Raw genomic sequence first — 19,745 nt, 5'->3', positions numbered from 1 at the left:
CATGCCGAGCGCCACCTTATCTGTAGAATATTCGCAACGAAATCTCCCGAGGTCCGGCTATCGTGGTTGGTGCCGGACCGGGGGTGCGGCAGGGCGACAATACGAGCGCGAAAGGGATAAGCGATGATCGACCGGGGGACGGGCAACTTCGGGCGCTGGATGGCATCGACGGCGTTGCTGACGCTGTTCGCGGGTGCCGCGCCGGCGCTGGCGCAGACCGCCGAGCCGCTGCCGGCGCAGGCCGAACCGATCCCCGCGAGCGACGAGATCGTCGTGACCGGGTCGCGCATCCGCCGCGATCCTTCGGACGAGACGGCGCCGCGGCTCGTCGTCGACGAGCAGGTGGTCGAGGATCGCGGCTATCTGAACGCGGCTCAGGCACTCAACGAGCTCACTTCCAACTCGCCGCAGCTCGGCCAGGCCGATGCGAGCGGCGAATCGAGCGGGTCCGGACAGCAGTTCCCCAATTTGTTCGGGCTGGGTTCGGGGCGCACGCTGACGCTGGTCAACGGACGCCGCATGGTTACCAGTTCCTCGGGGCTCGGCGACGCGCAGGTCGACGCGAACATCATCCCGCTCGGGCTGCTCGAACGCGTCGAGGTAGTTCAGGGCGGCGGCGCTGCGGTCTATGGCTCCGATGCGATCGCGGGCGTCGTGAACTATGTTCTCAAGACCGACTTCGAAGGCATCGAGCTCGACGCGCAGAGCGGCATCTCGTCGCGCGGCGACTATGGCACCTACAGCCTGCGCGCCACCGTCGGCAGCAATTTCGGCGACGGTCGCGGCAACATCGCCGCCGATATCGGCTGGTCGCAGTCGCCGGTGCTGCGCTTCGCGGATCGGCCGCTGTCGAACCTCGCGCGGCTTACCGTCAGCAATCCGGACGACACCGGGCCGAACGACGGCATCCCTTCGGTTCGCGAGCTGCTCGACGCGCATTTCTGGGAGTTCAACCGCAACGGCGTGATCTTCAACACGCCTGCGCCGTTCACGCGCTTCCTCACCAGCCTGAACGGTACCCCGCTCCAGTTCGGGGCCGATGGCACGCCGGTTCCCTTCGACCCGGGTACCAACGTCGGCATTCCCTTCGCGAGTGGTGGCGATGGCTTCCGCTACTCCGATCTGGTCGGGCTGCGGACCGGTGTCGAGCGCTTCACCGGGACGGTGATCGGCAGCTACGAACTGACCGACCGGATCCGCTTCTCGACCGAACTGCTCTATGCCCGCACCGAGGGCGAGGAGATCCCGCAGGGGCAGAGCCGGACGATCCTGAACTTCGGCACCTACGCCGGGCCGGTGATCTTCACGATCAACAATCCGTTCCTCACCGATCAGGCGCGGTCGATCCTCAGCGCCGCAAATCCCGGCTTCGGCGCCGGAGCGCCGCTGTTCCTCTCGAAATATTTCTACGATCTCACGCCCTCGAACACCCAGACGACCCGAACCGACACCTATCGCGCGGTCGCCGGGCTGGACGGCGACTTCGATCTGGGCTGGCGGAACTTCTACTGGTCGGTCTCGGGCAGCTATGCTCGGGTCGAGGGTGCGCAGCGCCGCTGGGAGGTCAGCAACGCGCGATACAACAACGCGATCAACGCGGTCCGCTCGGGCGGCTCGATCGTCTGTGCGATCAACGCCGACGCCAGCACCGCGAACGACGACCCCGCCTGCGCGCCGATCAATCCGTTCGGCGACGGCAACGTCAGTGCGGAGGCGCGCGACTATGTCAGCGTTCGCGCCGGTCTCGACTATGTGAACGAGCAGGTCGACCTGCTCGCCACGCTGGGCGGCGACGTGGTGATGCTGCCGGGCGGAACGGCCAAGTTCAGCATCGCCTATGAGCATCGCGACGAGAGCGTCGCCTTCACTCCGCTCGAAGCCAACCAACAGGGCCTGTTCGCCGGCGGCACGCGCGAGCAGCCGCAATCGGGCGGCTATAATACCGACGAGCTTTCCGGCGAACTGCTGATCCCGATCGTCGGGCGCGACATGGGCGTGCCGCTGATCCGCACGCTCGAGTTGAGCGCTGCCGGCCGGCTGGTCGACAATTCGATCGCGGGCAGCGAGAATGTCTGGGATCTCGGCCTGCGCTGGCAGCCCGTCGACGGCGTGACGCTGCGCGGATCGCGCAGCCGCAACTTCCGCGCGCCGACGCTGGCACAGCTGTTCACGCCGGCGAGCGACACGCTCGGTGCGGTCGGACGCGACCCCTGCGATGCCGACCGGATCACCAGCGGTCCCAACCCCGAGGTGCGCTACGCCAACTGCCTTGCCGCGTTCGAAGCCAATCCGGGCTACGGCGTCGAGGCCGACGGCACCAACGCCGGGCGCAGCGCGGCGCAGCGGCTCGCGAACTTCCAGGATCCCGCCGAGAACTTCAACCGCGCAACGATCACGGCCGGCGGCAACGCCGATCTGCGCAACGAGATCTCGGACACCTGGACCTATGGCATCGTGCTCCAGCCGGCGTTCGTGCCGGGGCTGACGATCAGTGCCGATCGCATCGAGATCGACCTGGAGGACGGACTCTCGCCGTTCACGACCGAGGATTTCACGGCCGCCTGCTACGACAATACCGATCCCGATCCGGCGGTGTGCGATGCCTTTACTCGGCTCGCCGCGTCGGACGGCGTGAGCCCCGGCGGCACGATCGTGACGGGCACAACGACGACCTTCAACGCCGGCGTCGTCCGCTATCGCGGCGAAGTCTATATGATCGACTATCGCTTCGAACCGGGCAATCTCGGCCAGTTCGGCATACGCCTTTCGGCCACGCACAACGACCTGCTGACCACTTCGGTGACCGGCGAGACCTTCACCCGGACCGACAACACCTATCTGAAGCCTGAGTGGGAAGGGAAGCTCAACATCGATTATGCGAGCGGCCCGTTCCGGCTCAGCTACCAGGCCTATTATCTCGACGAGACCAAGGCCGCTGCCGATGCGACGATCGAGAACAATCCGAACCCGATCCTCGACAGCAACCTGACGCACAGCATCTCGGCGCGGGTCGACGCCGGCGCGATGACCTTCCGCGCCGGGGTGGACAACTTCACCGACGAGGAGCCGTCATACCCGCAGATCGCCTATGGCGACATTCTTGGACGGCGCTTCTGGGTCGGCGCCAAGCTGCGGTTCCGCTGAGCCGGGCCGAAATGCACGCGCGTCGCACGGCGCGGCGCGCGTGCATGGCTTCTTTCGGCGGGAATTATCTATGCAAACCGATGTCTTGCGGCAGGATCTTGGAATAAAATGGCCGTTCCCCGCGAGCTAGAGGCGCATCCGGGCTCGAAGGTTCCGGAGGAGTGCAACAGCATGGCGCAGGGTCACGAGAGCCCCGGACGCGCTTCGTACGCGCAATGGGTGCGACGGGTGATCGCCCGCGTGCGCTCGGACCGGCAGCTGCTGGTGAGCCTGTTCGAAAGCTCGGTTCCCGAGCCGACCGGGCTGATGCGCGAGCTGCTGCTGGAAGGCTTCGGCGAGCCGATCACGTCGCGCTACACCAGCGCCTTTTCGGACGGCAATCCGTTCGTCGTACAGCATCTGGCCGACCGCTATGGCCTCACGTCCGAGCATATCCTGTGCACGACGGGGGCGACCGGCGCATTGTCGCTGCTATACCGCGCGCTCGTGAAGCCGGGCGAGCGGGTCCTGATCGAAAATCCCTGCTTCGACGTATTCCACACGCTTGCCCATGCGCATGGGCTGGGCGTCGACCGCTTCGAACGGCGCGGCGAGGGCTTCACGATCGATCCCGACGAAGTGGCGGCGGCGATCGGGTCCAAGACCCGCGTGGTCGTGCTGTCGAACCTCCACAATCCCTCGGGCATGCCGGTTTCCACCGAGACGCTGACGGCGATCGGCCGGATCGCCGAAGCACGCGGGTTTACGGTGATCGTCGATGAAGTCTACGGCCGCTATGCGGACGCGGAGACGCGGCCCGGGCCCGCGGCGCATCTGTCGCCCAGCATCATCTCGATCAACAGCCTGACCAAGATTTTCGGGCTCAGTACGTTGCGCTGCGGCTGGATCGTCGGCGATCCTTCGGTGATGCGGACCGTCCGTGCGCTGCACGATGAGGTCGAGTTCGGCATTTCCAATCTGGCGCATGCGATGGCGGCGCTGGTGCTCGAACGCAGCGACCGCTTCCTGCGCTACTCGAACGAGGTGCTCCAGAAGGCGCGGCCGATCATCGACGCGTACCATGCGCACTGGGTCGATCGGGGCCTCGTTTCGGGAGCACTGCCGGCGGCGGGCTGCGTGGCGTTTCCGCGTCTCGTGGGGATCGACGATACGATCGCCTTTTCGGAATGGCTTGCCGATCGCGGCGGCGTCGTGGTGGCGCCGGGCGAGTATTTCGGGCGGGCGGGGCATATTCGCCTGGGCTTCGGAATCGCGCCCGGAAAGCTCGATTACGGGCTACAGGCGCTTACCGACGGGTTGACGAGTTGGCACGAGCTGCCGCCCGCGCGCAGGGAAGTCCCCGCAGCGGCGAAATGAAGAGGGAAGGGATGCGATGAACGGCGGCGGACGCGCGAAACCGGGCTTCTGGCTCCCGCTGTTGGCAATCGCGCTTGCCGCCGCCGCCGCCCCCGCTGTCGCGCAGACCGAGCCGCTCGTCCGATCCGATCGGTCGGCAGCAACCGGGCAGGGGCCGGTGACGGTCACGACCGAGATGGGGCTGGTGGCGATCGAGAGCGCGCCGGGCGTTCGCGACGCGACCGCCGGCTATCTTTCCTACAGCCTCGCCGACGCGCCTTCCGAGCGGCCGGTGCTGTTCATTTTCAACGGCGGCCCCGGTGCGTCGGCCTCCTATCTGCATATGGGCGCGCTGGGTCCGGTTCGTGCCCGGGTGCCGCAGGATCCGCGGGCGCCGCTGCCCGATGCCGCGGCGATCGAAACCGATCCGCAGACGCTGCTCGACCTTGCCGATCTGGTGTTCATCGATCCGCCCGGCACCGGCTTTTCCGAGCGGGCGCCGGATGCGGACGCAGGCTTCTACAATTCGGTAGCGGGCGATGCCGACGCCGCGGCTCAGCTGGTCGCGCAGTGGCTCGATGCGCATGGCCGAGCCACGGCACCGGTTTTCCTGCTCGGAGAAAGCTATGGCACGATCCGTGCCGTCGCGATGCTCGATGCGCTGGCGGAGCGCCGACCCGAATTGCGAGTGGAAGGCGTGGTGCTGCTCGGTCAGGCGCTGAACATGATCGAGACCTCGCAGCGGCCCGACAACATCCTGAGCTATGTCGTCTCGCTGCCCAGCCTGGCGGCGATCGCCTGCTATCACGGCAAGGCCGTGCAGCCGTGCGAGCCCGATGCGATCAGCCGCACCGCCGCCCGGTTCGCCGGCACCGAGTATCTGCGCGCGCTGTTCCAGGGGAGCGCGATCGCCGCCGACGAAAAGCGCCGCGTGGCGGAACGGCTCGAGCAATTGAGCGGCATTTCGGCGGACTATTATCTCGCCAATGATCTGCGGATCAGCAAGGAGCGGTTCCGCGTCGAGCTGCTGCGCGACGAAGGTCTCGTCGTCGGCCGCTACGACGCGCGCTATGTGGCGCCGCGCCCCGCCGATGCCGGCGCCGTGGTTGGCCCCGACGCCTTCTCGGCGGTTTCCGCGCTCTACGAAGGGGCGATGCGCGCCTATCTAGCGCGCGATCTGGGGCTTGCCGATGCCGATGCCTATAAGGTGATCGCCATTCCCGAAGGCAGTTGGGCCTATGGCGGCGGCGACACGCCTTTTGCCGACTGGCCGTTCATGGAGAGCGTCGAACGCGCGATGGCGCGCGAGCCGGCGCTGCGGCTGTTCGTCGGCACCGGCATCTTCGATCTGACGACGACGATCGGCGCGGCGGACTATCTGATCGCCCAGTCGAGCATCGCGCCCGACCGGTACCGGCTCGAACGCTATCCCGCGGGCCATGTCGCCTATTCGGACGACGCGAGCTGGCGCAAGCTGGTCGGCGACCTGCGATCGTTCCTGACCGCCGCTGCACCGCATGACTGAGCCCAGCGTGCCCGAAGGTGATTCGCGGCTGGTTCGGGGTATCGATCTGTGGGGAGTCGTCTCGCTGGGGCTCGGCACCGCGGTCGGCGTTTCGATCTTCTCGGCGATCGCGCCCGCGACCGCGCTCGCCGGGCCGGCGATACTGGTTTCGGTGCTGATCGCGGCTTTTCCGATGTATCTGATCGCGATCAGCTATGCCTTCCTCGGCTCGGCGGTGCCGGTCTCGGGCGCGTCGTTCGTATGGCCGTCGCGGTTCCTGCATCCCGCGCTGGGCTTCTTTATCGCCTGGATGCGGATCATCGCGAACATGGGCGCGCTGGTCGTGCTCGCGCTGGTGCTGGTGCGCTATCTGTCGACGATCGTGCCGCTGCCCACGCGCCCGGCGATGTTCGCGCTGTTGCTGCTGGCGCTGCTCGCCAACCTCTTCGGAGTGCGGACCGCGGCGCGCCTCCAGACGTGGCTGATGGCGTTTCTGCTGCTGCTGTTCCTCGTCTATGTCCTGTGGGGCGGCGCGACTGCGTTCGATCCGGCTGCGTTCACGCCGCTCGCGCCCGAGGGCGTTTCGGGCGTGCTCGCCGCCGCGCCGTTGCTGATGGGCCTGTTCTTCGGCATCGAGGCGGCAACCGAGGCGGGCGCCGAAGTCGCCGACAGCCGGCGCACGATCCCGCTGGGAATCGCGATCGCGATCGGCTCGGCTACGGCGCTGTACCTTGCGGTGGGCATCGTCACGCTGGGCGTGCTCGGTCCCGAGGCGCTGGCGACGAGCGAGGCGCCGATCCTCGATGCGGCGCAGCGGTTCATGGATCTGCTCGGCGCGCCGCTGATCGTCTGGGCGGCGGTGGCCGCGATCGGCACCAGCATCAATGCGATCTTCACGCTGTTCAGCCGCAGCCTCTTCGCGATGGCCGAGGCCGGGCTGATGCCCGGCGCGCTCGCCCGCGTGCATCCGCGCTGGAAAGTGCCGCACATCGCGCTGCTTGCCGTCTTCGCGATCGGCTGCGTCGGCCTGTTCCTGCCGATGGAGCTGACTTTTCTGTTCCTCGCCGTGAACATCCCCAACCTGGTGAAGTACGGCAGCGTCTGTCTTGCCGCCGCGCAGGTCGTGCGGAAGCATCCGGATCTCTACGAGAATGCCGGTTTCCGTTTCTCGCGGCGCAAGATGCTCGTCCTCGCCTATACCGGGGCGCTTTGTGCGGCCGGGCTGGTGTTCGTCGGGATCGAGGCAGACTGGCGGCCCTATGCGCTGCTGATCGGCTGGGGCCTGCTGGGCGCCCTCTATTACTTCTTCCGCAGGCGGTGAAAGAAAGAGGCCGGCGCCGCTGGTGCGGCGCCGGCCTTCCCGTGGTGCGACCCAGGGGTTATTGGTGGGTTTCGGCGTGATCGTGCGGCGCGGCAGGCTCGGCATCGGCGGGACGATGCGCGGGCGGCAGCGTCACCTCGGGGGGCGCTGCGAAGGGGGCGACACCCACTCGCTCCCAGATTTCCGAGGGGAAGTAGAAGGCGCCGTCCTTCGCGACCATGCGGATCCGGTGCAGCGCCCGCAGGTCTTGGAGCGGATTGCCGTCGATCAGCAGAAAGTCGGCCAGCTTGCCGCCCTCGACGCTTCCCAGGCGCTGGTCGCGGCCGAGATAGCGTTCGGCGCCGAGCGTGGCGATGCGCAGTACGTCCGCGGGCGGAATGCCGGCCTCGCCATAGAGTTGCAGTTCGCGGTGCAGCGACAGTCCGGTCGCGTCGTCGGTACCGGGCAACAGCGTCACGCCGCGCGCGTGGAGCGTTTGCAGCAGCGCCTTGATCGACTCGAAGGCGCCGCGATAGGCCGCGTCGTCAGCCGCGCTCTCGATCGGCGCAATGCCCTGGCGGCGGCGGCGCTGGAGGCCGATCGGCAAATGGTCGATATAGCTGGCGACGGCCGGACTGACCGCTCCGTCGCGGCTGAGCATGAGCAGCTCCAGCGTCACTGCGGTCGGATCGAGCGCGATGTCGCGCTCGGCCATCGCATCGATCGTGCGGCGAACCTCTGGCGCCTCAAAATCTAGCCCGGCGGTGCGGCGCATCGCGGTGAGGCGCAACGGCGTGCGCGTGTCTTCGTCGGGCCGCAGCACCCAGCCGAGCATCAGCTGGTTGACGTGAGTCACTTCGTCATAGCCGGCGGAGATCATGCTGTCGGCATTGGTGAAGGCGGGGATGTGCCCGGTCACGCCCATGCCGAGCCTGCGCGCCTCGCGGACGATCGCCGGCACCCACACGGGATTCATGCTGTTGTAGATCTTGATCTGCCAATAGCCGCGCGCGGCGTACCAGCGCACCGCCTCCACCGCCGCCGCCTCGCTGTCGACGATGATGCCGTTGCGCGAGCTGTAGTCGCTGCGCCCTTCGAGGAAGCCGTTGCGGACGATCCGCGGGCCGACGATCTCGCCCGCGTCGATCCGCCGCGTGAGGTCGAGCAGGAAGCCATTGTCGTTGCCCATGTCGCGCACCGACGTGACGCCCGAGGCGATGTAGAGCAGCGCCGATTGCAGCGAGACATGGGCGTGCATGTCGTGCAGCCCGGGCACTACGGTTCCGCCCGCGCCGTCGATCACGACTTCGCCCGGGGTGGTCGGACTGTCGAGCGGTTCGACCGCTGCGATCCGATCGCGGAACACCAGCACCGAAACGGGCTCGCCGAGCATACCGGACGCGGGATCGAATATCCGCACGTCGCGCAGCCGCACCGGCGCGTCGAAACGATGCTCGACTTCGCGCTGGATCGCTTCGAAGCGCGCGCTGGTCCGCTCGGTCGCGATCCGCTGCAGCTCGGGCGCCGCCTCGGCGTGTCCCTCGCGCACTGTCACGCCGCGCGGCGAGAGCGTCGCGAAGAGCGCACCGTCGGCGTCGAGCAGCACCATCTCGGGCGAAAGATCGATGCCGGTGATCAGATAGGCCGAATAGCTGCCGCCGCCGGCCAGATGCACCGGCTCCATCGGCTCCAGCGCCAGCGCGCCGCCCGGCAGTGCCTCGATCCGCCGATCTGAGTCCGCCAGCAGTGCGCGCGCGTAGAGCCCCAGCGCCCAGGGACTGGCGTTCTGCGCGATGTAGAGGCGACCGCCGCTATCGGGCGCTTCCTGGCTTCCGGTGGAATCGGTCCAGCGCGCCACTCCGCCGCCGGCGACGAAGCGTTCGTCGACGTCGCTGCCGAACGTTGCGGTCCCGCTGATCGTCCACGCCACCGGCAGCCCCTCCGGACCGAGCCGGATCGTCTCGTCGGTAGTGGGGCCGCGCCCGTTGTTCTTCACGTCGTAGTGAACGGCCACGGTTTCGCCGGTCCGTTCGGCTTCGAGGAAGCCGACCTGCTCGTCATTGGCGATCACCACCATCCGCTCGGTCTGCGCCAGCGCCGGCGCGGCGGCGGACAGCGCGAGCAGGGCGAGGGCGGGGCGCCATCCCGGTCGCATCATATCGCTTCGCAATTCTGATAGAGATGCGCGGCCGCGGCGAGATCCTGCACGGCATGGCCGAGCGACTTGTAGAGCGTGATTTCCTCCGCGCTCCGTCGGCCCTCGATCCGGCCGAGCAGAACTTCGCCGATCTCGCCGACGATGTGCGCGTCGGTCACTGCGCCTTCTTCCCGCGCGACGAGGAACTCGGCGGCAGCGTCCAGCGCGGAGGCGCGGCTGTCGGCGATATAGCGCGCGCGCGCCACCAGCGCGGTGTCGACCTCGACCGGGCCCGGCCCGCTCGATCCCACCAGATTGACGTGGGTGCCCGGGCGCACCCACTCGCCCAGCAGCACCGGCTCGCGCGCTCCGGTGAGCGTGCAGATCACGTCGGCCTGCCCCGTGGCCGCCGGAAGGTCGACCGCCGCTTCGGCGGGCAGACCCAGCGATGCGCGCGCCTCTTCGGCGAGCGCCCGCGCCTTCGCTGGGTCGCGTCCCCAGATCAGGATGCGGTCGAAGGTGCGGACCAGCGGCAGCGCATGAAGATGGGTGCGCGCCTGGCCGCCGGTCCCGATCAGCAGCAGCGTCGCGGCGTCGGGCCTGGCGAGCGCATCGGTGGCGACGGCGGTGGCCGCGGCGGTGCGGATGTGCGTGATCTGTTCGGCGTCTGCGATGCAGACCGGGCGGCCCTCTTCCGGCTCGAACAGCAGGACGAGCCCCCGATGACGGCGCGTGCCGGCATGATCGGGGTCGGCGAACACGCTGATTATCTTGGCGCCGAACATGTCGGCGTCGCCCAGCGCGCCGGGCATCTGTGCGAAGGTGCGGCCTTCGCCCATGTGGATCATCGTGCGGAGCAACTGGCGCGTCGTTCCGGCGGACAGCGCCTGCATCGCGATCCGGACTACGGCGATGCAGCTGCGGTAATCCAGGTTGTTCCGGACCGCCGCACCATCGAAAATCGTCAACTCGTCGCGCCGCACGGCCGTTCCTTTTGCCCTTCCGCCTTTATTCTAGGCGCAGGGCAGGGGCAGATGCTTGTCGATTTTCGATAGGGGGCTTAGGATTGTGCATCAGCTATACGAAAAGACGTCATCGGGAGCATAGAAATGGCCGCTGAACTCGACCGGCTCGATTTGAAGATCCTGGACCGCCTGCAAATCGACGCATCGGAATCGTCGAGCGAGATCGCCGATCGAGTGGGGCTGTCCCAGTCGCCCTGCTGGCGCCGCATGCAGCGGCTGAAGGACGAGGGCTATATCAAGGAACAGGTCGCGATCCTCGACCGCGAGAAGTTCGGCGAGAGCATGTACATCTTCGCCCAGCTGAAGATGTCGCGGCTCAGCGACGAGGCGCGCGATTCGTTCATCCGCGCGATCGAGGAGATTCCGGAGATCACCGAAGCCTATACGTTGTTCGGCGAGATGGACGTGATGATCAAGGTGCTCGCGCCCAACATCGGCTGGTATCAGAATTTCACCTTCCGTACGCTGCTGCGCCTCCCCGGCGTCGAGGACATCCGCTCGACCGCGACGCTTTCGGAAATGAAGTGCACGCATCGTCTTCCGCTTCCGCGCGCATAGATGATGCATGTCGGGCGCGTTGGCCCGCGTCTGCGCAATCGTTAGCCGATCGCGCCTCGCTACACTGGAGCGACGCGAGGGAGGCGAGGGCATGATGCGAAGCGGACGAATGCTCCTGTTGGCGCTGTTGCTCGGCTTGTGGGGAGCGGCCGGCGCGGCCGCGGAGCCCGGGCCGCCGCTGTTTGCGGTGACGCTCGCGCCGGTAGCGCCCGATGCCGATGGCGCGATCCGCGCGATCGACGTGACGCTGGAGATCGATGGGATCGCGGCGGCTGCGGGGGCTCCGATGCTGCGCCTGCCGATCGTCGCCAACACCGTCGAGACCGCGGCCGACCGGATCGAGGGCCTGCGCTTCCGAGACGCGCAGGGCGCCTTCGAGGCACCGACCCGCGACGTCGCGCAGGACGACGCGAACCGCGACCGGCTCTGGCTTGCGCCGCGAGCGATCTCGGGCGCGCTCCGCGTCGCCTATCGCGTTCCGATCGACCCGGCGCGGCCGCCGCTTGCCGCGCCGCAATATGAGCTGCGGACCGAGGACGGCACGGTTTCGGGTGCTGCAACTGCCTTCCTGCTCCTGCCGCGGGACACGGTCGCGCGTCGCGTGCGGGTGCGTTGGGATCTGGCGGCGATGGAAAGCGGCGCGGTCGGCATCTCAAGCTTCGGAGTCGGCGATGTGGAGACCCGCGAGCGCTATCCCCCCGAGCGGTTGAACGGCGCCTATTACATGGCGGGGCGCCCCGGGCTGTTCCGGTCCACGGACGGGCGCTTCTTCGGCGCCTGGCAGGGAGAACTGCCCTTTTCCGGCGAATCGCTGATGCGCTGGGCGGCCGAGCTCCAGTCCTTCTACGGCGATTTCTTCGACGAGCGACCCGAGCAATTCGGCGTATTCGGCCGCACCAATCGGCTCAATCCGGGAAGCGGCATCGGCCTGACCGACAGTTTCGCCTTCACCTTCAACGCCGAGTCGACCGAGGCGGATCTGCGCGGCCTGCTGGCACATGAGATGCTGCATGCATGGGTGCGCTCGCTGGGCGAGACGATGGACGCGCCGGGCGGGCTGGCTGCGTCCTGGTTCGGCGAGGGGCTGGCGGTGCATTATCAGCGGTTGCTGCCGTATCGCGCCGGGCTGAGCTCGGCCGCTGCGTTCCTCGACGATCTCAACACCACCGCCGGCCGCTACTATACCAACGCCCTGATCGGCACGCCGAATGCGGAAATCCCCGGCGGTTTCTGGCGCGATACGCGGATCCGCGTGCTGCCCTATGACCGCGGCTCGCTGTATTTCGCGAAAGTCGACGCGCAGATTCGCGTGGCTTCGGGCGGTGCGCGCTCGCTCGATGATATCGTCCGCGCGATGCTGGCGGCGCGCCGTGCCGGAGAGCCGATGGACCAGGCGCTTTGGGAACGGCTGCTCCACGCCGAACTCGGCGATGAAGGCCTCGCCGGCTTTCGCGCCATGCTTGCGGGCGAGGTGGTCATGCTGCCTGGCGGTGCCTTCGGACCGTGCTTCCGGCGCATCGAGCGGCCGCTGCGGCGGTTCGAGCTCGGGTTCGATCCCGAGACGCTGCTGGCGAGTCCGCGCCGGGTTCGCGGCCTCATCGCAGGATCCAGCGCGGCGCAAGCCGGCCTGCGCGAAGGCGACGAGATCCTCAATCGCTTTCCGCAGGATGCGATGCAGGGCGATCAGGCGGCGGTGCTCACGCTGGAGATCCGCCGCGACGGCGAAACGCGCACGATCGCCTATCTGCCGCGCGGCGAAACCGTGCTGGTCCCGCAGTGGGAGCGCACCGGGGCGCCCGGTTGCGAAGGCGGAACGCCTGCCGGCTAACGCGGGGACCGAGCCGGCGCGCCGCCCCCGCCGGCTCGCCCGCTCAGTCGAGCATTTCCTGTCCGTCGCCCTGTTTGCGCGTGAGCAGGTGGTAGAGCGCCGGGATCACGAACAGCTGCATGATCGTCGCGGAGAACAGGCCGAAGATGATCATGAAGCACAGCGGCCGGTACATCGGATTGCCGATCGCCAGCGGGATGAGACCTGCCATGGTGGTGACCGAAGTGGTCAGGATCGGCCGCAGGCGCTCCGCCGCGCCCCGTGCCGCCGCCTGTGCCTTGTTGATGCCTTCGGCGAGCCGGCGGTTCATCGTGTCGACCATGACGATCCCGTCGTTGGCGACGATCCCGATCAGCGAGATCACCCCGATCATCGCGAAGAAGGAGAACTGCATCCCGAAGACGAAGAAGCCGAAGAACGATCCGATCAGCGCCAGCGGCATGGTGGCGAGCAGGATGAACGCCTGCGGGAAGCTGTCGAACACGATCACCAGCACGCCGAAGACCATGATCAGTGCGATCACCAGCGCGATCCCGGCCGAGCCGAACGTCTCGGCGGTTTCCTCGGCCTCGCCTCCGATAGCGAAGCTGTAGCCTGAGGGCCATTCGCTCTGCAGCTCCTCCAGTTGCGGGCGGATTTCCTCGACGATCTCGGTCACCGGCCGCTCCCGATTGCTGGCCAGAACGGTGAGCGCGCGACGGCCGCCCTCATGGGCGACGGAAAGTGCGGCTTCACCCTGAACGGGGTCGAGCAGCGACAGCATCGGAATGCTCTCGCCCTCCGGCGTGAATGCGCGAACCAGGTCGAGCTCGTCGATGCGTCGGGGCCCGCCCGGATCGCCCGCGCGGCTCGGCCAGTTCGTTCCCATGCGGATTTCGAGATCATCCTCGGGGCCCGGAATGGCATAGGTTCCGATTGTTTGCGCGCCGAGCGCGAACCGGGCCTGCGCCGCCAGATTCTGCTGCGAGATGCCGTAGAAGCTGAGCGCCTCGCGGTTCGGGCGCAGCGCGATCTCCGCACTCAGATTGCCCAGATTGTCGCGGATGTTGGCCACGCCCTCGGTGCCTTGCAGCAGTCGCTGTACCTGTTGCGACATCTCCCGGAGCTGGTCCATATCCGGGCCCGAAAGCGTGATCTCGATCGGATCGCCGGTACTCGGCTGGTTGGTTTCCGGCACCACGAGCAGCGAGGCGCCGGCGACGTTGGCCGAGAGATATGCGTCGAGTTCCTCGCGCAGATCCTCCGCGATTTCATAGCCCGCGGCATCGCGTTCGCCGCGCTCGACGAACGTCGCGGAGAAGCCGATGAAATTCTCGCCTTCGGTGGGTTGCAGCCGCGATTCGGGCGACACGAGCGCGAACGGGCTCTTGCGGCCGGCAATCTTGATGACGCTGTCGAAATAGGGCTTCTCGCGCAGAATCTCGCCGACCGCGTCGGCGACGCGCTGCGTGTGATCGAGCTGCGTTGCCGGCGGCAGCTCGATATTGATCCCGAGCCGCTCGCCATCGGTCTTCGGGTATAGCACGGTCGGAATCTGCGAAAAGGCGAGGAGCGCCAGGACGAACCCAGCAGCCGCGCCGCCTACCCAGGTCCAGGCGTGCTTGCGGCTGTCCACCACCTTGTCGCAGATGAAGCGATTGAGCCAATGCGCCGCCTTTTCGGTGAGCACATCGGCCCGGTTCTTCTTCTCTTCCGCCTGATGGCGCGCGACCGGACCGAGCAGATACCGCGACAGCGGCACGGCCGCGAGCAGGGCGACGATGAACGCAATGACGAGGCACGTGATCGCCGTGACCGGCAGGACGCGGATGAACTTGCCCGCCACGCCGCCGATCGCCATCAGCGGCGCCATCGCGAGGATCGTCGTCAGCTGCCCGGCGAAGGCCGGCATCGCATAGTTGCCGATCGTCGCAAGCGCGGCCTGGCCGAAGCTCTTCTTCTGCACATAGATCTCGTCGTGCATGCCTTCCATCATCAGGATGAAGACGTCGACCATCAGGCCGAGCGCCAGCACCATGCCGATGATCACCAGCTCGTTGAGCGAATAGCCGAGCAACAGAATGACGATCAGCGCGCCCGCGAAAGTCACCGGGATGGCGAGTCCGGCGATCAGTCCTTCGCGCCAGGTGAGGACGAGGAACAGGATCACGAACACCGCCGCCATCGCCTGGAGCCCGTTGACGAAGACGTCGCTCAGCGAATCGCGGATCTGATCGGCGTCGTTCTGGACGATGTCGTAGCGCACCCCTTCCTCCCAGACGGGGCTCTCCTCCATCGCCTGCAGTTCCTCGCGGATCGCGCCGATCGTCTCGATCGTGTCCGCACCCGGGGTCTTGCGCACCGAGACTTCGATCGAGCTGCGATAGGGCTCGCCGGCGTCGGCATAGGCGGTGGTCGAATCCTCCGCCTCCAGCGTGCGCTGGACGACCGCCACCTCGTCTAGCCGGACGGGCGGCCCGGCGCGGTCGCCGCCCGCACGACGCACGGGCAGCGACCGTAGATCGTCGACATCGCGGAACTGGCCCTCCAGCCGCACGACGGCGCCGATTTCTTCGCTGTCGATCTCGCCGAACGGCTGTTCGAGATTGGCCGTGCGGATCGCGTCCTGAACCTCGGTGGGAGAAAGGCCGAGCGCCAGCAGCCGCTCGGGCTGCAGCAGGATCTGGATGATCTCCTCGCGATTGCCGCCGAGCTCGGCCTCATTGACTCCGGGGATCGATTCGAGGCGCTCCTGTACCTCCTCGCCGAGGCGGCTCAGCGCCGCCGTGCCCGCGCCGCCATACATCGTGATCGTGATGATCGGCCGATCGTCGACCGAGATCTGCTCGACCTCCGGCGAGTCCGCCTCGGCGGGAAGCTGAGCCTCCGCAGTGCTGACGGCGGCGCGCAATCGCTGCATCGCGTCAGAGGCGCTCGCGCTCGCCTCGAACTCGACCATGATGATCGAATAGCTGTCGAACGACGAGCTGTTCACCGCTTTCACGCCGGAAAGCGTCGTGATCTCGTCCTCGATCTCGGTCGTGATCTGCTCCTCGATCGTCTCCGGATCGGCGCCCGGCCACTGGGTGGTGATCGTGGCCTGCGGGATTTCGAGGTCGGGCAGCGCCTCCTTGACCAGTTGGGTATAGGCCATGACCCCGCCGACGGTGAGCAGCAGCGTGAGCAGGATGCCGAAGGTCGTCTTGAGGAAGAAGAAGCGCTGGAATCGCGATGCTCCGCGCACTTCCTCGCTTTCCTGCGGGGCCTGCGCATCCGGGGCCGGTGCCGTCGACTCACTCATCGGCGGTATCGCGCGCGCCCAGCGGCTCGCGCCCGATCACCCGGACCAGATCGCCGTCGCTCAAGGCGCTTCTGCCGTCGGTAACCACATATTCGCCGGTGCGCACTCCAGAGACGACCGCGCGCACCTCGTTGCCGGTCAGTCCGAGCTCGACCGCGCGGCGCTCGACCCGTCGGGTCTCGGGATCGACGACATAGACGAAGGGCTCCCCCGAGGCGAAGCCGATCGCATCGAACGGAACCGCGGGCACTTCTTCGGCGCGGGGGCCGCGGATCCAGGCGGAGACGAATTCGCCATCCTGCAGCAGGCGCGCGCCGCTGGTGGTCCGGATCAGTGCCTCATAGGTCCGGCTCTCCGGATCGAGCGCGGGGCTGACGGCATAGACCCTGCCGAAGATGCGGAACTGATCGACCGGGATCGGCGGCGCATTGCCGGTGCTGCCGGCCTGCGCGGGCCGCTGGCGCGCGGCGGGCGCGGGGGCCTCGCTCGGCCGGATCAGCGCTTCGGACCCGGTATCGACTTCGCGGCTGGTGTAGGATGGAAGATCGACCGAGATTTCGTAGCTGGAGGGGTCGACGATCACGACCGGCACGGTGTCGAGCGCGGTCTGCTCGTTCTGCGACTGGACGAGCTGCGGCGTGAAATAGCGCCCTTCCTCGATGTTGAGCCGCGCGATCACGCCTGAGATCGGTGCGACGATCCGCGATTCGGACGCCGTGACCTGCGCGACGTTGACCTGCGCCTGGGCGGCGTTCACCTGCGCACGGTTGGCGGCGAGCTGCGCCTGCGCTCGCGCATAGGCGGCGCGGGCCTGCTCCAGTTGCGCCTCGGCTTCGTCATATTCCTGCTGCGAGGCCGAGTTGAGTTCGAGCAGTGTGGCGAAACGGGCGAAGGTCTCCCGCGCCAGTTCCAGCGTCGCCGCAGCCTCGACCAGCGCCGCTTCCGCCACGGTGACCTGCGCGCGAGCATTGGCAAGATCGACGCGGGCGCCGGTCAGTTCGGCCTCGGTACGATCGCGCTCGAGATAGGCGATGACCTGGCCTCGCCGGACCGGGCGGCCGACCTCGAGCCCGGGAGCGACATAGGCCACGCGGCCGCTGTTCTGGAAGGTGAGGAATTCGCGCCGCGCCGCGCGTGCGGTTCCCTGCGCATAGACCCAGGATTGCACCGGCGCTTCCTGCACCTGGACGACCCGCACGCTCACCGCCGCGGTGACGCTCTCGTTCGCTTCCTCTTCGTCGCTTCCGCCGCCGCAACCGGCGAGAAACAGCGCGAGCGCGGATATCAGATGCAGTCTCATTGCGGCAGCGGCTCCGGTTGCATGGGGGCGGTCGCGGCATCCTCGAACCCGCCGCCCAGGGCGAGATGCAGGTCGATGCGGTTCTCCATTCGCGCCCGGCGCGCGGCGAGATAGGCGCTGCTCGCGTCGAGCGCCGTCTGCTGGCTCTGCAGCACGGTGATGAACGGTTCGAGCCCCGCCAGATAGCGATTGAACGAGATCGCCACGGCACTTTCCGCCGCTTCGGCTGCGGCTCTCAGCGCCACTTGCCGGGTCGCGAGCTCTTCCTCGACGGCCAGCGCCGTCTCGACTTCCGACAGCGCCTGCAACACCGTTTCGGCATAGGCTTCGACTGCCTCGGCCTGCCGCCCTTCCGCCGCCTCGACCCGGGCGCGCAGCCGTCCGCCCTGGAAGATCGGCTGGAGGATCGCGCCGGCAATGCTCCAGACGAAGAAATTCCCGTCGAGAAGGTTCGAAAGCTCGCTGCTGCTGGTGCCCGCTGACCCGGTGAGATTGATCCCGGGCAGCAGCGCGCGCTCGGCGGCCGCTTCGCGGTATCCGGCGGCGATCAGGTTCAGCCGCGCGGCGCGAATATCGGGTCGGCGCGCCAGCAGCCCGGCGGGAAGTCCGGCGGGCGGCGGCGGCGGAACCTCGGGAAGCGCATCGGCGGTTGCCACTTCGCCGTCGGGATAGGCGCGGATCAGCGCGTCGAACCCGCGGGTGGCGCGCTCGACTGCTTCGCGCCGCTGCGACAGACCCGCGCGCGCCTGATCGAGATTGGCGAAGGCGAGCGCCTTGTCGCCCGGCGGCGCCACTCCGACATCGACTCGATTGCCGACCTGGCGCGCGATTTCGGCCAGAGCCGCGACCATTTCGCGCGAGACTTCAACCTGCTGCCGCGCTTCGACCAGATTGAAGTAGGATCGCGCCACCTGCGCTGCGATCGATTGCCGCACGGCTCGCAGATTCTCGGCGCTGGCGAGGAAATCGGCGCGCGCCGCCGCGCTCTGCGCGCTGATCCGACCCCAGAGATCAAGTTCCCAGCTGACATTCGCATTCAGCGAGAAGCTGTCGGTAACGAAGCTCGCGACTTCATCTTCTCCGCCGCCATCGGGAGTTTCGCCACCGGGCGCCGTCGGCAGGATCTCGCTGAAGCCGAGGCCGGCGAGATTCTGGCGCTGGCGAGAAGCGTTGAAGCGGCCGCTGATCTGTGGATAGAGGTCGGCGCGCGCCACTCGCGCCTGCGCCCGCGCCTGTTCGACCCGCGCCACGGCCTGCAGGATCGAAGGGTTATGAACACCCGCCCGCTCGACATATCCGCTCAGGAGCGGGTCTTCGAAGCGGGTCCACCAGGCATCCACGATCGGCGCCGAATCTCCGGGTTCGGCCGCGACGAATCGCTCCCGCGGATCGGCGACGATTGCGCCGAGTTCCGGAGCCGCGGGCGTGCCGACCGTGCAGCCGCCGAGAAGCAGCGCGACGAGGAGGGCGGTCCGTCTCAGCATGGGCCCGGCCCGTTCTCCGCCAGATGATCGGCGGCCGCGCCAAGATGATCCGCGATGCTGCGATAGAAGTGCACCAGCGTGAGGACGCGCGCCTGCGCCGGGCCGCTCTCCATCGCCCGCGCACTTGCCGCGATGCGCTCGGCATTGCCGATCTGTCGGAGGGCGGTCTGGCGGATATAGTTGGCATAGGCGTCCTTCCGCACTCCGTAGAAAGCTTGCCTCTCGCGGGGCTTCGAGCGCTTCTCGACGATGCCGAGGCTCTCGAGCAGGCGCACGTTGGTGCTCACGCTGGCACGGCTGACCTGCAGGATCTCGGCGATCCGGCTGCCGGAGAGGGGCGCTTCCTCAAGCACGAGCAGGGCGAGGAGCTGACCAGTGATCCGCGCGAGTCCGTCCGTCTCGAAGATGTGCCCCATTGCTTCGATGAAGCCACGCCTTGCAGCGTCGTTTTCCGGCATGCCGACCCCTGAACCACGACGCCGCCCCAGTGGCCGTCGCTTGTTTCAGTGCGTACGATACAGACTGAGATTTGTTCCTTCAGAGCAGAACGTCGGGCGAGGGCCGCCCACCCGGCATCGGCATTGCGCCGTGGGGGGGCGAGCACCTTTCGGCGATCGGCGGAGCCTCGCGTGCGCGCGTTGCGGGCTAACGGGTCTGCGAACCGATACTGCAGAGGTTCGCCGCAAGCATGGTGTCAGTCCGACGCCAAACGGAAGATGGTATAGGGCGGCGTGGACGTGTCGCAGGCGCGTAAGGGAACGGAGCGCAGCTGAAGCGGGTGCTGCCGAGGCGATTCCCGACGACGCAGCGCTCAAAGAAGTGGCGCCGGAACGCCAGGCGCCGGAAGGGT

12 protein-coding genes are annotated in these 19,745 nt (G+C 67.6%); 6 read left to right on the top strand and 6 right to left on the bottom strand.

The window, feature by feature from the left end; all coding sequences use genetic code 11:
* Window positions 1-123 precede the first annotated feature (123 nt).
* From ACQ450_RS03820 to ACQ450_RS03805, 4 genes are all read left to right on the top strand, one after another.
* Window positions 124-3,144: a TonB-dependent receptor domain-containing protein gene (locus ACQ450_RS03820; protein WP_431470571.1), complete on the top strand. Its 3,021-nt coding sequence runs from the start codon at window positions 124-126 to the stop codon at window positions 3,142-3,144.
* A 108-nt stretch (window positions 3,145-3,252) separates the two neighbouring features.
* A complete protein-coding gene (locus ACQ450_RS03815; protein WP_431470570.1) occupies window positions 3,253-4,500 on the top strand; it encodes a pyridoxal phosphate-dependent aminotransferase in 1,248 nt (415 codons plus the stop codon).
* A 16-nt stretch (window positions 4,501-4,516) separates the two neighbouring features.
* Window positions 4,517-6,004, top strand: coding sequence for a S10 family serine carboxypeptidase-like protein (locus ACQ450_RS03810; protein WP_431470569.1), 1,488 nt, complete (start codon window positions 4,517-4,519; stop codon window positions 6,002-6,004).
* Window positions 5,997-7,304, top strand: a complete 1,308-nt coding sequence (locus ACQ450_RS03805) for an APC family permease (protein ID WP_431470568.1) — start codon at window positions 5,997-5,999, stop codon at window positions 7,302-7,304. The genes ACQ450_RS03810 and ACQ450_RS03805 overlap by 8 nt, the downstream gene beginning before the upstream one ends.
* A gap of 58 nt (window positions 7,305-7,362) precedes the next feature.
* On the opposite strand, the gene ACQ450_RS03800 is transcribed toward ACQ450_RS03805, so the two are convergent.
* Both ACQ450_RS03800 and ACQ450_RS03795 read right to left on the bottom strand, forming a co-directional pair.
* On the bottom strand, window positions 7,363-9,441 hold the full coding sequence (locus tag ACQ450_RS03800) for an amidohydrolase family protein (protein ID WP_431470567.1): 2,079 nt from the start codon (window positions 9,439-9,441) through the stop codon (window positions 7,363-7,365).
* Window positions 9,438-10,403 (bottom strand): ornithine cyclodeaminase family protein, encoded by a 966-nt coding sequence (locus tag ACQ450_RS03795; protein ID WP_431470566.1) that lies wholly within the window; start codon window positions 10,401-10,403, stop codon window positions 9,438-9,440. Before ACQ450_RS03795 ends, ACQ450_RS03800 begins: the two co-directional genes overlap by 4 nt.
* Window positions 10,404-10,529: 126 nt before the next feature.
* Between ACQ450_RS03795 and ACQ450_RS03790 the strand changes: the two genes are divergently transcribed.
* Entirely contained in the window at window positions 10,530-11,003 is a 474-nt protein-coding gene (locus ACQ450_RS03790) for an Lrp/AsnC family transcriptional regulator (RefSeq protein WP_188055200.1), read from the top strand.
* A 91-nt stretch (window positions 11,004-11,094) separates the two neighbouring features.
* The gene (locus ACQ450_RS03785; protein ID WP_431470565.1) at window positions 11,095-12,831 is read left to right on the top strand and encodes a peptidase M61; all 1,737 of its coding nucleotides are present in this window, start codon (window positions 11,095-11,097) and stop codon (window positions 12,829-12,831) included.
* A gap of 43 nt (window positions 12,832-12,874) precedes the next feature.
* Here ACQ450_RS03785 and ACQ450_RS03780 read toward each other — a convergent pair whose 3' ends face one another.
* The 4 genes from ACQ450_RS03780 to ACQ450_RS03765 are packed head-to-tail and all read right to left on the bottom strand — an operon-like array spanning window position 12,875 to window position 19,353.
* Window positions 12,875-16,111 (bottom strand): efflux RND transporter permease subunit, encoded by a 3,237-nt coding sequence (locus ACQ450_RS03780; protein ID WP_431470564.1) that lies wholly within the window; start codon window positions 16,109-16,111, stop codon window positions 12,875-12,877.
* Entirely contained in the window at window positions 16,104-17,411 is a 1,308-nt protein-coding gene (locus tag ACQ450_RS03775; protein ID WP_431470563.1) for an efflux RND transporter periplasmic adaptor subunit, read from the bottom strand. The genes ACQ450_RS03780 and ACQ450_RS03775 overlap by 8 nt, the downstream gene beginning before the upstream one ends.
* Window positions 17,408-18,895 carry an efflux transporter outer membrane subunit gene (locus tag ACQ450_RS03770; protein ID WP_431470562.1) on the bottom strand — a complete coding sequence of 496 codons (1,488 nt, stop codon included), beginning with the start codon at window positions 18,893-18,895 and terminating at the stop codon, window positions 17,408-17,410. The genes ACQ450_RS03775 and ACQ450_RS03770 overlap by 4 nt, the downstream gene beginning before the upstream one ends.
* Window positions 18,889-19,353, bottom strand: coding sequence for a GbsR/MarR family transcriptional regulator (locus ACQ450_RS03765; RefSeq protein WP_431470561.1), 465 nt, complete (start codon window positions 19,351-19,353; stop codon window positions 18,889-18,891). The genes ACQ450_RS03770 and ACQ450_RS03765 overlap by 7 nt, the downstream gene beginning before the upstream one ends.
* Window positions 19,354-19,745: the final 392 nt, after the last annotated feature.

The organism is Sphingosinithalassobacter sp. LHW66-3 (assembly GCF_050703275.1).
Taxonomy (GTDB): domain Bacteria; phylum Pseudomonadota; class Alphaproteobacteria; order Sphingomonadales; family Sphingomonadaceae; genus Sphingomonas.
This window is presented reverse-complemented; position numbering and strand designations above follow the sequence as displayed.

Excerpts from the sequence above, each read along its gene's own strand:
- ACQ450_RS03770 (WP_431470562.1), bottom strand. The coding sequence starts at position 18,895 with ATGCTGAGACGGACCGCCCTCCTCGTCGCGCTGCTTCTCGGCGGCTGC.
- ACQ450_RS03790 (WP_188055200.1), top strand. The coding sequence starts at position 10,530 with ATGGCCGCTGAACTCGACCGGCTCGATTTGAAGATCCTGGACCGCCTG.
- ACQ450_RS03785 (WP_431470565.1), top strand. The coding sequence starts at position 11,095 with ATGATGCGAAGCGGACGAATGCTCCTGTTGGCGCTGTTGCTCGGCTTG.
- ACQ450_RS03775 (WP_431470563.1), bottom strand. The coding sequence starts at position 17,411 with ATGAGACTGCATCTGATATCCGCGCTCGCGCTGTTTCTCGCCGGTTGC.
- ACQ450_RS03820 (WP_431470571.1), top strand. The coding sequence starts at position 124 with ATGATCGACCGGGGGACGGGCAACTTCGGGCGCTGGATGGCATCGACG.
- ACQ450_RS03765 (WP_431470561.1), bottom strand. The coding sequence starts at position 19,353 with ATGCCGGAAAACGACGCTGCAAGGCGTGGCTTCATCGAAGCAATGGGG.
- ACQ450_RS03815 (WP_431470570.1), top strand. The coding sequence starts at position 3,253 with ATGGCCGTTCCCCGCGAGCTAGAGGCGCATCCGGGCTCGAAGGTTCCG.
- ACQ450_RS03810 (WP_431470569.1), top strand. The coding sequence starts at position 4,517 with ATGAACGGCGGCGGACGCGCGAAACCGGGCTTCTGGCTCCCGCTGTTG.
- ACQ450_RS03780 (WP_431470564.1), bottom strand. The coding sequence starts at position 16,111 with ATGAGTGAGTCGACGGCACCGGCCCCGGATGCGCAGGCCCCGCAGGAA.
- ACQ450_RS03800 (WP_431470567.1), bottom strand. The coding sequence starts at position 9,441 with ATGATGCGACCGGGATGGCGCCCCGCCCTCGCCCTGCTCGCGCTGTCC.
- ACQ450_RS03805 (WP_431470568.1), top strand. The coding sequence starts at position 5,997 with ATGACTGAGCCCAGCGTGCCCGAAGGTGATTCGCGGCTGGTTCGGGGT.